Source organism: Collinsella aerofaciens (assembly GCF_028209885.1).
GTDB lineage: Bacteria > Actinomycetota > Coriobacteriia > Coriobacteriales > Coriobacteriaceae > Collinsella > Collinsella aerofaciens_BA.
This window is the reverse complement of the sequence record NZ_JAQLEM010000045.1, coordinates 1-12,063: the sequence shown is the minus strand read 5'-3', so window position 1 is coordinate 12,063 and position 12,063 is coordinate 1. Positions and strand designations below refer to the sequence as shown.

Annotated in this window: 13 protein-coding genes and 3 tRNA genes; 1 reads left to right on the top strand and 15 read right to left on the bottom strand. The window is 58.3% G+C overall.

The features are described from left to right. From PMX21_RS09295 to serS, 4 genes are all read right to left on the bottom strand, one after another. Positions 1–77: transfer RNA gene (locus tag PMX21_RS09295), tRNA-Arg, on the bottom strand. A gap of 348 nt (positions 78–425) precedes the next feature. After that, a tRNA-Arg gene (locus PMX21_RS09290) sits at positions 426–502 on the bottom strand. Positions 503–579: 77 nt separating this feature from the next. Beyond that, entirely contained in the window at positions 580–957 is a 378-nt protein-coding gene (locus PMX21_RS09285) for a hypothetical protein (protein WP_055309649.1), read from the bottom strand. Between the two features lie 173 nt (positions 958–1,130). After that, positions 1,131–2,414 carry a serine--tRNA ligase gene (gene serS, locus PMX21_RS09280; RefSeq protein ID WP_055309648.1) on the bottom strand — a complete coding sequence of 428 codons (1,284 nt, stop codon included), beginning with the start codon at positions 2,412–2,414 and terminating at the stop codon, positions 1,131–1,133. A 111-nt stretch (positions 2,415–2,525) separates the two neighbouring features. Between serS and PMX21_RS09275 the strand changes: the two genes are divergently transcribed. Then, positions 2,526–2,699 carry a DUF6724 family protein gene (locus PMX21_RS09275; protein ID WP_006235069.1) on the top strand — a complete coding sequence of 58 codons (174 nt, stop codon included), beginning with the start codon at positions 2,526–2,528 and terminating at the stop codon, positions 2,697–2,699. Positions 2,700–2,856: 157 nt separating this feature from the next. Here the strand turns inward: PMX21_RS09275 and proC are convergent, their stop codons facing one another. The 11 genes from proC to PMX21_RS09220 all read right to left on the bottom strand — a co-directional run. Continuing rightward, positions 2,857–3,627: a pyrroline-5-carboxylate reductase gene (proC, locus tag PMX21_RS09270; RefSeq protein ID WP_271759215.1), complete on the bottom strand. Its 771-nt coding sequence runs from the start codon at positions 3,625–3,627 to the stop codon at positions 2,857–2,859. A 73-nt stretch (positions 3,628–3,700) separates the two neighbouring features. Then, positions 3,701–4,171 carry a 23S rRNA (pseudouridine(1915)-N(3))-methyltransferase RlmH gene (gene rlmH / locus PMX21_RS09265; protein ID WP_271759214.1) on the bottom strand — a complete coding sequence of 157 codons (471 nt, stop codon included), beginning with the start codon at positions 4,169–4,171 and terminating at the stop codon, positions 3,701–3,703. A gap of 6 nt (positions 4,172–4,177) precedes the next feature. After that, the gene (locus PMX21_RS09260) at positions 4,178–5,116 is read right to left on the bottom strand and encodes an SPFH domain-containing protein (RefSeq protein ID WP_215694900.1); all 939 of its coding nucleotides are present in this window, start codon (positions 5,114–5,116) and stop codon (positions 4,178–4,180) included. A 662-nt stretch (positions 5,117–5,778) separates the two neighbouring features. Beyond that, positions 5,779–5,865 (bottom strand) — tRNA-Leu (locus tag PMX21_RS09255). Positions 5,866–5,958: 93 nt separating this feature from the next. After that, positions 5,959–6,381 (bottom strand): GNAT family N-acetyltransferase, encoded by a 423-nt coding sequence (locus tag PMX21_RS09250; protein ID WP_271759213.1) that lies wholly within the window; start codon positions 6,379–6,381, stop codon positions 5,959–5,961. 11 nt (positions 6,382–6,392) lie between these two features. Then, on the bottom strand, positions 6,393–7,286 hold the full coding sequence (locus PMX21_RS09245; protein ID WP_271759212.1) for a PHP domain-containing protein: 894 nt from the start codon (positions 7,284–7,286) through the stop codon (positions 6,393–6,395). A gap of 9 nt (positions 7,287–7,295) precedes the next feature. Continuing rightward, positions 7,296–8,030 carry a phosphonate C-P lyase system protein PhnL gene (locus PMX21_RS09240; protein WP_271759211.1) on the bottom strand — a complete coding sequence of 245 codons (735 nt, stop codon included), beginning with the start codon at positions 8,028–8,030 and terminating at the stop codon, positions 7,296–7,298. Continuing rightward, positions 8,030–9,337, bottom strand: a complete 1,308-nt coding sequence (gene phnM, locus PMX21_RS09235) for a phosphonate metabolism protein PhnM (protein WP_271759210.1) — start codon at positions 9,335–9,337, stop codon at positions 8,030–8,032. The genes PMX21_RS09240 and phnM overlap by 1 nt, the downstream gene beginning before the upstream one ends. A gap of 11 nt (positions 9,338–9,348) precedes the next feature. Further along, the gene (locus PMX21_RS09230) at positions 9,349–10,233 is read right to left on the bottom strand and encodes an ATP-binding cassette domain-containing protein (protein ID WP_271759209.1); all 885 of its coding nucleotides are present in this window, start codon (positions 10,231–10,233) and stop codon (positions 9,349–9,351) included. Beyond that, positions 10,226–11,074: an alpha-D-ribose 1-methylphosphonate 5-phosphate C-P-lyase PhnJ gene (locus PMX21_RS09225; protein ID WP_215694895.1), complete on the bottom strand. Its 849-nt coding sequence runs from the start codon at positions 11,072–11,074 to the stop codon at positions 10,226–10,228. The genes PMX21_RS09230 and PMX21_RS09225 overlap by 8 nt, the downstream gene beginning before the upstream one ends. Next, on the bottom strand, positions 11,058–12,063 hold a 1,006-nt coding region (locus tag PMX21_RS09220), incomplete at its 5' end, for a carbon-phosphorus lyase complex subunit PhnI (RefSeq protein WP_271759208.1). The genes PMX21_RS09225 and PMX21_RS09220, both read right to left, overlap by 17 nt.

The window sequence follows — 12,063 nt, the reverse complement described above, 5'->3', positions numbered from 1 at the left end:
TGGTGCGGCGTATAGGATTCGAACCTATGACGTTCTGATTCGTAGTCAGACCCTCTATCCAGCTGAGGTAACGCCGCGACTTGTTGATTATTATGCACATAGACTGAATAATGGTCAAGCGTTTTTTCAAAAAAAGTTATCGAATTTGATTTTTACTCATTTGGAGGGCTTGGCACGATCTTCGGTGCATCGCGATATAAGAAAAGCCCCCGTTTCCGGAGGCTTAAAACTCAATTGGTGCGGCGTATAGGATTCCGCGCATCCGCTTCGCGGATCCGCACCGGCTTCGCCCGCCTGCCGGCGGACTCGCCCGCTCGCTGAAAACGCTCCGCGTTTTCTTGACGCCCGCGCCTCGACCGAGGTTCGAATCCGTGCGGTGCCGGCGTAAAAGAAAAGCCCCCGTTGCCGGAGGCTTCAAGTTCAATTGGTGCGGCGTATAGGATTCGAACCTATGACGTTCTGATTCGTAGTCAGACCCTCTATCCAGCTGAGGTAACGCCGCAACGCAAGACATATAAAACCACTTTAGCTTATTGGAGTCAAGCACAATCTCAAACTTTTTTGTGGAACGCAGTTTTGTCACGCTGCTCCGCATATACCGCCGTTCCCCGTACGATCGATTGGCTTTTCGATCACGTCGAACTTAGCATCAAGTTCCCTCAGGAGCGATCTCACCCGCTGGGCACAATCATAATCGACAAACGAGATGCTCAGCATGCGCGCGACCTGGTTGGAAGTCCCAACTCCATAGAAGTGCTCCAGCGCCACAAGTCCCTCGTGCGTCACAAAGGTCTCGACCACATGCGGCGACTCCTCAAAGCACCATTGTGTCAACGGACCCTCGCTCGTCTGTCGAACCACCAGGCCGCCCATGCCAGACGGCTCACACGCTACAAGCAGGTACTCCCCGCCCTCGTCGCTCTCAAACAAAACCACCCGATCATCAAACAGCTCCATCGCGTCCCCTTTCTCTCGCTCTTATTTAGCAAAAGCATAGCAGGTAGATGGCTGTATACAGAACAGCTGTTCGTGTGTTTTCTATTGAGCTGTCCGCACGGCATGGTATGGACCTGCGCACGAAATAGGGCGCCCCCGAAGGAGCGCCCTTGCATATCCCCTATGCAGCCAACTTACGCGACCGGCTCGATCTTCTCGAGACCACCCATGTAAGGACGCAGAACCTCGGGGATCGTGATGGTGCCGTCGGCGTTCTGGTAGTTCTCCAGAATGGCGGCCATGGTGCGGCCGGCCGGCAGGCCGGAACCATTGAGGGTGTGCAGGTAGCGCGAACCCTTGAAGTTCTCGGGGTCGCGATACTTGATGTTGGCGCGGCGAGCCTGGAAGTCACCGCAGTTGGAGCAGGAGCTGATCTCCTTGTAGGCGTTGTAGCTCGGCAGCCAGACCTCGACGTCGTAGGTCTGACGGGCAGAGAAGCCCAAGTCGCCGGTGCACAGGCTAATCACGCGATACGGAAGGCCCAGCTGCTGCAGCAGGTACTCGGCCTCGGCGGTCATGCTCTCGAGCTCATCGTCGGACTCCTCCGGCTTAGCGAACTTGACCATCTCGACCTTGTCGAACTCGTGCTGACGGATGATGCCGCGGGTGTCGCGACCGGCGGAACCGGCCTCCTCACGGAAGCAGGGGGTGAAGGCGGTGTAGCGGCGCGGCAGGGTGTCGGCATCGAGGACCTCGCCGGCGTGCAGGTTGGTGAGAACGACCTCGGCGGTGGGGATCAGGAAGTTGTCACCCGAGACGTGATAGGCGTCGTCCTCGAACTTGGGCAGCTGACCCGTGCCAAACATGGTCTGACGCTTGACGACGATGGGTGGCCACCACTCCTTAAAACCACGGCTGGTGTGCGTATCGAGGAAGAAGTTGATGAGGGCGCGCTCCAGGCGGGCGCCGGCGCCACCGAGAACGGTAAAGCGGCTGCCGGAGAGCTTGTTGCCGCGCTCGAAGTCGAGGATGTCCAGATCGGTGCCCAGATCCCAGTGCGGCTTAAAGTCGAAGTCGAACTCGCGCGGGGTGCCCCAGCGGCGACGCTCGATGTTCTCGTCCTCGTCCTTACCGTACGGGGTGGCATCGCACGGAATGTTGGGCAGGTGAGCCATGAAGTCGTACTGCTCCTGCTCGAGAGCGGTGCGGCGCTCGGCCAGACCGTCAATCTTCTCGTTGACGGCGCGCACGGCCTCCTTGGCGGCCTCGGCCTCGTCCTTCTTGCCCTCCTTCATCAGGGCGCCAATCTTCTTGGACTCGGCATTGCGCGTAGCCTGGAGCTCCTCGACCTCGGTGATGACGGCACGGCGCTCGTCGTCGAGCTCAAAGAACTTCTCGCGATCCCAAGACGTCTGGCGGTTAGCCATGGCGACATCGATGGCATCGGGGTTCTCGCGAACAAACTTGATATCAAGCATTAGATCCTCCGGCGATATACATTCCATTTAGGTTGCAACCTTGTACATGTATGGGCAAGTATATACTTATGAGCGTTTACGACCCAACTCAACTACGCAAGAAGGCACCCAATGGACGCAGTTTTTTCCTTTTTGTTTGGCACCCGCACCGGTTTTGCCATCCTTTTCGCCGGCGGCATCCTGTTATTTGCGATTCTTGCCTTTGTAATGGAGAAGCGTACCCATAAGATGTACGTCGACCGCGGACCCAAGTCCGAGGATGAGGAAGACAGCTTCTGGGACTAACCTGCCAAAAAGGGACAGGTTTATTTCGGTCGGTTTTATCTGGGCAAACGCAAGCGCCCCGCAACCGGTAACGATCCGGTTGCGGGGCGCTTTTCGCACATACGACAAAACCGCAGGAAAAACCTGCCAAAATAAACCTGTCCCTAAATGGCAGGTTTTACTGGAGAGTTGCGTCGATTGCCTTGACCAGGGCGCTGCGCATGCCGGCGTCCTCGAGCGCAACGACACCCTTGATGGTGGCACCACCGGGCGAGCATACGGCATCCTTCATCGCCGCAGGATGCTGACCAGTTGCAAGCTGCAGCTTTGCCGTACCCAGCACCATCTGGCTCACAATGCGATAGGCATCGGCACGCGGGATACCGTGCTTGACCGCCGCATCGCCCAGGGCCTCGATTGCCATAGCGACAAATGCCGGAGCGCAACCACCCACCGTGCCGCCCACAAACAGCAGGCTCGTATCGAGCTCGACCACCGCACCGAGCTTGCCAAGCAGATCAAGCACCACGGCGCTCTGCTCATCACTAAGCGTGGAAGCCTTCTCGCAAGCGATGACGCCCTCGCCCACCGAAACCGGTGTGTTGGGCACCGTCGAGATATGCGCGACGCCCGGCAGGACCTGCTCCCACTTGGCACTGTCCCAGGTCCAGGCAACCGACAGAACGATCTTTTTGGCAAGAGCATCCTTGAGCGGGGCGAATACCTTCTCGATCATGTACGGTTTGACCGCAGCGACCACGATATCGGATGCGGCGACAACCTCGGCGGCATCGTGGCAGGCGACCATGCCGCGCGCCTCGCAGCGCTCAACCAGTGCGTCGTAGCGACCCGCGCAGGCGCACATGTCGCTCGCGGCTACACCGGCAGCGATCCAGCCATCGGCCATAGCGCTCGCCATATTGCCAAAACCGACAAACCCAATCTTCATATCTCATAGTCCTCTCAGACACGCTCTTCAAAACGAAAGCTATTGTCCCACGCCATTGTTTCGTATTGCCGACCTATTTGTGATACGGCTCGCCACGACTGATCTTGCAGGCACGGTAGATCTGCTCTAGCAGCACCACGCGTGCCAGGTTATGCGGCAAGGTAATGCGTCCAAAGCTGAGCATCTCGTCGGCGCGGGCGCGCACCTCATCACTCACGCCGTCCGATCCGCCGATTACAAAGGCGATGTCGCTGTTGCCTCGCAGCATAAGATCGTCGAGCCGCGCCGAGAGCTCCTCACTCGAACGCTCCTTGCCCTCGATAGCCAGCAGGATCACATGCGCTCGAGACGGCAGGGCAGCAAGAATCGCCGCCCCCTCCTTGTCACGTGCGGTATCCACACCGCCCGCCTTGGCCGGGTCGATATCGGCCACCTCGCGGATATCGACCTTGGCATAGGCACCCAGGCGCTTGGTGTACTCAGCGCACGCGTCCTTCCAAAAGCGCTCCTTGAGCTTACCGACGCAAACGACGGTGTATTTCACGCGCGTCTACTCCTTCGAATCGTTTTGAACTTTGCTGGCTGTCAGCATCTGCTCGAACATCGAGGCCGACTGCGAGAAATCGCTCGGCAGCACGACCGTCGAGGTTTTACCCGTACGAGCGAACTCCGTCATCATCTCGGACCACTGCGTAAACATGAACAGCTGGTTGGCCTCGTCGTTACCGACTCCCGTCTCCTGGATGATCTCGAGCGAATCCTTGATGCCCAGCGCGATGGCCTTGCGCTGGTTGGCGATGCCCTCGCCCGCCTTTTCCATCGCCTCAGCCTCGGCGGTCGCCTCGGTGACGCGCTTGATGCGGTCGGCCTCGGCGAGCTCCTGCGCGGCAGCGCGCTTTCGCTGGGCGGCATTGATGTCGTTCATGGAGTTCTCGACCTCGGTCGGCAGCGCGATTTTGGTGATGAGTGTCGACACGAGGGTGAAGCCGTAGGCAGCCATCTGCTCGGACACGGTGGCATTAACGTCCTTGGCGATGTCATCCTTCTTGGCAAAGACCTCATCGAGTGTGTAGACGGGAATCGAAGAGCGCAGAGCGTCGGTGATGAAGTCACGCATCTGGTCGACGGGCTCCTGCAGCATATAGTAGCTCTTGTAGATGCCCGAATCTGCCGGGCCGGCGCCCATGTCATAGCTCACGTGGTACTGAGCAGAGACCTCAAGGCCGATGGTCACGTTGTCCTGGGTCTTAACGTCGATGCCAAAACCGTTTTTCATGGTGCGCAGACTCACCGTGGCGGCCTTGCGGTCGATCACGGGCACCTTCATGTGGAAGCCCGCGTTGACGATGCGGTTAAACTTGCCCAGACGTTCGATGATCACGGCATGCTGTTGTTCAACGACATAGCAGGCGTTGGGAAGCAGCAGCAACAGAATGATAATAGGGATCAAAAGACTGGTAAGGGCGGCGATGATACCGGAAAACAGCATGGCTTCTCCTCTATTGGGCATACATTGGCACTAGGATACCCGTCCTGGACGGCCCCAAAGGCCCGATGGCAGGGCCAGTGGGCAAAAAAGACCAAATATGAGTACTGTCACTATTTTAGTAGCAGCCTATTTAGCAAAATAGCACCCTGTCGAACCCGAGATCCTTCCAAATTGAGCCGCTTTGTCTCAAAGCCGAATCAAATTAACGTACAGCTGTTGCGTAATTATCACAAAATAGACCTCTAGAAATGTTGCCGCCTTTGTGACAGTACTCATATTTGCCGTTTTTTGCCCACTGGGGTTTCGGGCATACGAAATATCGGCATTGGATCCGTAAAAACAGCCTGCCGGCGGACTCGCCAGCTCGCTAAAAACGCTCCGCGTATTCTTTACGCTCGCTCTTTCGCGGGTCCAAGTCCCCGCGATGGGCCCATAACAAAAAAGCTCCCATTGCTGGGAGCTCTTTCATGTAATGGTGCGGGCGAAAGGACGTCCGCGTATCCGCTTCGCGGATCCGCACCGGCTTCGGCCGCCTGCCGGCGTCCTCGCCAGCTCGCTAAAAACGCTCCGCGTTTTCTTTACGCTCGCTCCTTCGCAGGTTCAAGTCCCTGCGATGGGCACATAACAAAAAAGCCCCCATTGCTGGGAGCTCTTTCATTTAATGGTGCGGGCGAAAGGACTTGAACCTTCATGGGGTTGCCCCCATACGGACCTGAACCGTACGCGTCTGCCAATTCCGCCACGCCCGCGTGCAGGAATTAGAATAACGGAGCGCCGCCGCGAACGCAAGAACTATTTTTGAAAAAGTTGGCAAGCGTTATTGCACATACATTTAAGGGTTCTCACAGCCCCATCATGAATTTAGTATGCGTCCTCTTCATGCCGTGATTCTCGTAAAACCGGTGAGCATCCAACCGTGCGGCATTTGAGGTCACCTCGATAACCTCGCATCCCTGCTCTCGTGCACACGCAATGGCTCTCTCAAGCAGCAGTGTCCCGCGTCCACCACCACGGTATCCCTTGTCAACCACGAGCTCGCAAATCTCGGCCACGGGGTGTTCATGGTGAAGCTGCCGCTCGACGCGCACGTTCACAAACCCGACAACGTCATCCTCCTCGAGCACAAAAGCGAAAAATGGTTGACGGGCAAGCTGCCAGCCAAAACGCCTACAGAACGTCAATCGGTCAAATCGAGTGTCCTCAAGCTGGCACATGAGCTCGTACACCGCGTCGGAATCGGCAACAGTCGCCGTTCGAACTGTCATCTTTGGACCCCCTAAGCAAGCAGGCGTTCTTGGTCGAACAGCTGCGCAACGGACTCGCCGGCTTCATCCGGCGTGATGAAACAAGCCCCGACGCACTCGGGGGCGCCATAGCGCCCATGGTAATCGCTACCGCCGGTGCACAAGATTCCGTACTGTCGTGCAAGTCTAAAGGCCTCTTCGGTCGCAACGGCATCGTTATCGGGATGAAACGCCTCGATGCCCATCAGACCCGCCTTAACAAGTGCGGGGATAGCCCCCCACGAGTCCATCTGCTGGGGATGTGCGAGCACGGGCACGCCGCCCTGTTCGCGAGCAGCCCGCACAATTGCAAGTGCGTCGGGATAGGAAATGTCACGCTCGGCAATACCGCCGTTTTTAAATAACCGACGATACACGCGCTGATATTCGCCATCGCGATAGCCCAACCCCGTAAGCGCCTGCATGACGTGCTGTTTGTAGACACCAGTGCTTGCCCGCAAGACTTCGACCACGTCAGCCACCGATGCTTTTCGCCCGCAGGGGGCTATCCCTGTACGCTCGAGCGTCCATGCCTGCCACAGAGTGTTGGCAGTACGGCGGGCAAGCGTTTCGTTTACCAAGAGCTCAAGCGGACCAGATTCATCCGCCGTAGCCGCGAGACCGTAGCAAAGAATATGGATCTTGCGTCCGGTTTCCGCGTCAATGCAAGAAGCTTCAACACCCGCAATCACGGGAAAACCCATCTTGCGGGCTTCGGCGCGTACGGACGACAGCTGGCGCAAACTGTCGTGATCGGTAACGGCAATACCCGAAAGACCCCGCTCACGAGCCTCGGTAATCAATGTCTGCACCGATTGAGAACCATCGGAATAAACTGAATGCATATGCAGATCAAATGACCCCTGCACGGATCTATGTTCTTGCATCCGTCCCTCCTATGCCTGGACAAACCCACCAATCTGCATGTTGTACTCACGATCGCAAACGCCTTCCATAAACTCCAAATCATGGAAGATCCCCAGCATCGTAGTACCTCCGGCCTTGAGTTGCTCAATCAAATCGCGGACTCTGACCTTGCTCGCGTTATCGAGGCTGGCAGTCGGCTCGTCCAACAGTAATAGACGTGGACGACGCACCATAGCGCGCGCGATGTTGAGTCTGAGCTTCTCACCACCCGAGAACGTGTTGGGATACAGGTCCCACAGGGGCTTGGGGAAGTCGAAATGCTCGAGCATACGCGTCGTCTCCTCCTCAATCGCATCTTCATCGGCAAACGCCTCGGCGGCACTCGCGCGCACGATTTCACGGGCCGTGGTACGTGGCACGGCATCGAGGAACTGGGAGACATAGCCAATCTCGTAGTTGCGCAGATAGATCACACGACGCTCATCGAGCGTGGCAAGGTCGACCGGGCCAAAGGCCTCGGAATCGTACACGATGTGGCCGCTTTCCGGCAGATTCGTACGATAGATGCACTTGAGAATCGTTGATTTACCCGAGCCCGAGCGGCCGGTAACGCCCACGAACTCGCCCGGCAGCACGCTCAGCGAGATATGCTCACAGCCGCGCACGCGACGGTCGGCGGTATGCAGGGTAAAGCCCTTGGAAAGATCCTCGATCGCAAGGAGTGGACATGCATCAGGCTGAAAGGATTCGATTGAATCGCCCATTACTTGTCCTCCGATCCATCCGTATCCACCACGGCTGCCGGCACGTGGTCGGCGGTCTCGGCGATCGTCGCGGCATCGGTGGCAAAACGGGCAGACATGCTCGGCAGCGCCGGATACCACATGCGCGAAACCACACGGCCATCCACCAGCGTCGCCGTGATCACGGGATAGGTGCGCTGGCCTTCCTCAACCTCACGAATGACCAGAATATCGGCTTTCTTGCCCTCTTCCAGACTGCCAATCTGGTCGTCGGCATGCACGGCGCGCGCCGGGTTGATGGTGAGCATGGCAAACGCCTCTTCAAGCGGCAGCTTGAAATCATGGTGCAGGGCAAAGGCGCTCTGCAGCATTGCCGTGGGATAGTAATCGGAGCACAGCACGCTCGCCACTCCGTTGGACACGGCGTCGCGCGCCGAAAGATTGCCCGAATGGCTCTTTCCCAGCAAGATGTTGGGTGTTCCCATGACGGTCGACATGCCACGCTCGCGAGCAGCGCGCGCCACCTCTAAACTCACCGGGAACTCAGAGATCGTGCAGCCGAGCTCACGCATAAGATCCAGATGCTCGACCGAATCGTCATCGTGGCTCGCCAGCGCAATGCCGTTTTCACAGGCAACATCGGCAAGATATTTGAGCTGATCAAAGGAAAGCTTGGGTGCCGCCTGCTGAGCGGCGACGATCCGCTCCGCCTCTTCGTCACTCAGCTCGTGATCGCCGCGAACGCTCTTGCGCCAGATCTCGATATCGCGATATTGACCCTGGCCGGGAGTGTGGTCCATAAATGAAAGCTCGTCCACCTCGCCCGAGCGCAAATGCCCCTCAACTTGCTCAACCAGATTGACGTTATCGACCTCGAGGCGCAGGTGCAGGCGATGACGAATCAGATGGGCGTTTCGTCCCTCGGTGCGCTTGCAGCCGGCGATAAGCGCCATGATTTTCTCGGTGTTCTCCCAGCGCCGGACCGGCTTGGCGTCCATGATGTCCTGCGCATATGCCGAAAGCGAGTGATACATTGTGGTGATGCCATGGGCGATGAGCTCACGCTCGGCCTCGAACAATGCCGTCGAGAAGTCCATGAGCACCGTCGGGCGCGGCGAGATAACGGTCTCGATATAGTCGGAATGGATATCCACAAGACCAGGCGTGACATAGCCACCATGAGCATCGATAACGCCGGCTCCCGCGGCGGTCGCATCGAATTTGCCTTGGCGTTGAATTGCGGCGATCCTGTCGTCTTCGACCACAAGCTCATAGCCAAAGAGCAGGCGGTCGGGCTGAACAATGATTCCGTTGCGGATGACGTACATCGGCGAACCTCCTAAAGAAGCGAATAGACGAGTTCTTGGGTGTAGGCGTGCTGCGGATCTTGCATGATCTGATCGGTCAAGCCATGTTCGATGACCTGCCCGTCGAGCATCACGATAGTGCGATCGGCAAGCAGGCGAATCACGCCCAGGTCATGGCTCACCACAACCATCGAGACTCCCAGGTCACGACGCAGCGAGAGGATAAGATCAAGCACGCGCGCCTGAACCGAAAGGTCCAAACCGGTGGTGACCTCGTCCAAGAACAGCAGCGGAGGACGGTTGGAAAGCGCCTTGGCAATCTGCACGCGCTGCTGCATACCGCCCGAAAACGCGCGCGGTGGATCTTGTTCACGACGCAAGGGGATGTTCACGCGATCAAGCAGCTCGCGGCCGCGATCGACCATGGAGGAAACGTCACGGATACCGGCAGCGATCTGCTTCTCGGCGATATTGGAAAGACTCGAGAAGTTCATGCGCAGGCCCAGGTAAGGGTTTTGGTAAACCATGCCAAAAATCTCATCGCGAATAAGGCGCTTTTGCTGGCGAGAGAGGTCAAAGCAGTTGCCTTTGCCCCCATCATATGCAGCGACACGCATATCGCCCGCCGTGGGCTCCTGGTCGAAATAGAGGCACTGCATGAGCGTCGACTTGCCCGAACCAGACTCGCCCACAATGCCCAGAATCTCACCGCGATGCACCTCGAGCGAGATGTCGCGCACCGCGTGCACCGTGCCGCATACAGGACAGATGTTGCGCTCGAGCTTGGCATGCGGGTCGCGGCAGTAGTCACAGCCGACGACAAAACGCTTGGCCAGATGGCGAACGGACAAAACCGGAGCCTTATCCTTAAATTCATGATGAACCGTAGCGGGAAGCATCGTCGTGCCTTTACTCATCGCTTCCGCCCTCCTCGAGACGCTCTGCGCAATAATCGGTATCGGAGCACTGCCATGCCTTCTTGCCCGTAACGGGATCGATGGTTTGAGTCATATAGACGCCCGTCGCCCCACAGATGCAGCAGCGCTTACCTTCAAAATCCTCGCGCACAAAGGGATGGTCTTCGAAGGCGAGCGACTCCACCTTGGTATGGGGCGGCACGGCATAGATCTTCTTCTCGCGACCGGCGCCAAACAAAAAGAGATTCTCGGCATCGTTGAGCTTGGGATTGTCGAAACGCGGAATAGGGCTCGGCGCCATAACGTAGCGATCCTGCACCATCACGGGATGGTCGGCACCGGTAGTCGTGGAGCCATAGCGCACGATCTGCTCAAAAAGCTCCAGATATGCCCCGGTGTACTCAGCTTCGGCATGCAGACGGCGCGTCACGCTTTCGCGCGCCTCGTAGGTGCGCAGGGGCTCTGGCATGGGAACCTGCAGCACCATGAGTTGTTCGCGCTGCAGCGGACGCTCAGGGATACGGTGACGGCTCTGGATGAGCGTCGCGTCCGCCGTGGACGTGGTGGTCTCGACGCCGGTAGTCTCGTGCACGAGGCTGCGAATAGACACGGCATTGACGCTCGCGTCCGAGCCCTGGTCGATTACCTTGAGCACGTCATCGGGACCGATGCACGACAACGTGACCTGCAGGCCACCCGTACCCCAGCCGCGGCCGATGGGCATCTCGCGGCTGGCGAACGGCACCTGGTATCCGGGAATGGCGACGGCCTTCAAGATGGCGCGGCGAATCTCGCGCTTGGAGCCCTCGTCCAAAAAGGCAAAGTTATAGTTGCGCTGCACGAGAACCGTCCTCCTTCTGTCCCTCGGCGTGATTCATAGAGCGCAAGGCTGCATCGAGCTTGCTTTGGAACGTCACGTAGTGCGGCAGCTTGAGATGGCTGATAAAGCCCGTGGCTTCCACACCGTCGATGTGATAGAGCACGAACTCCTGATCCTGTGTGGGGTAGCGAACGTCGTCGACGCGCAGCGAATGGTCGAGGACGCTCATGGCGATGGCCTTGCTCTCGTCGCTGCCGGTAACGAGGCCGTAGCCCACATCGAGCGCGTTCACATGCTCGCCCGTCTCGGTCACCTCGTCGTTGGCGATCAGGCTTTCGACCTCACAGACCGGGAGTGCTCCCAGATAGTACGCGTCGTCGGCAGAAGCCTGAGAGGGATCGGTTCCGGGGGCATCAATCGTCACCGGCACGCTGCCGCGGCGAAGCTCGCCCACCGTGGGATGGGAAATGCCAAAGCCGCGAATGGCCGCGTACCCGATGGCGACAACCGCCTGCGTGAGGCCACGCGAGAGGGCCTGCAGGATAACGCTGCGCGGCGCCGGCGTGAAAAGCGGGGTCTTGGTGATATCGACGGGCTCGGTGTCGTCGATAGCAACCGGGCGGATCATACCGATCTGGCGCAGGTAATCGCACACCTTGGGCACACAATCGAGAGGCGTGGTCTCGGCCACGCCATAAAAGGCCTCGGCCGCTTCATCCAGACGCTCATCGATGACAGCGCGCGCGGCGCGGACATCGGCATCGGTCTCTTCGCTTAGATCAAAATTGATAAGGCGATGGCTGTAATCGCGGGTCGCGCCCAAAATCTGTCCGCCCTCGATATCTTTGAAGGCCGCGGAGATGCGGCGCGAAACGTGCATCTCGCCCGTATCGATCACACGCGATGTATAGAGGCGCTCGAGGGTGGAACGGTGGTAGTGTCGAGAAAGTTGGTGTAGCGCCCGAACCGAAGCGAGTCTGCCCGGCGTCCGGGAACCTGGAATACGGTGA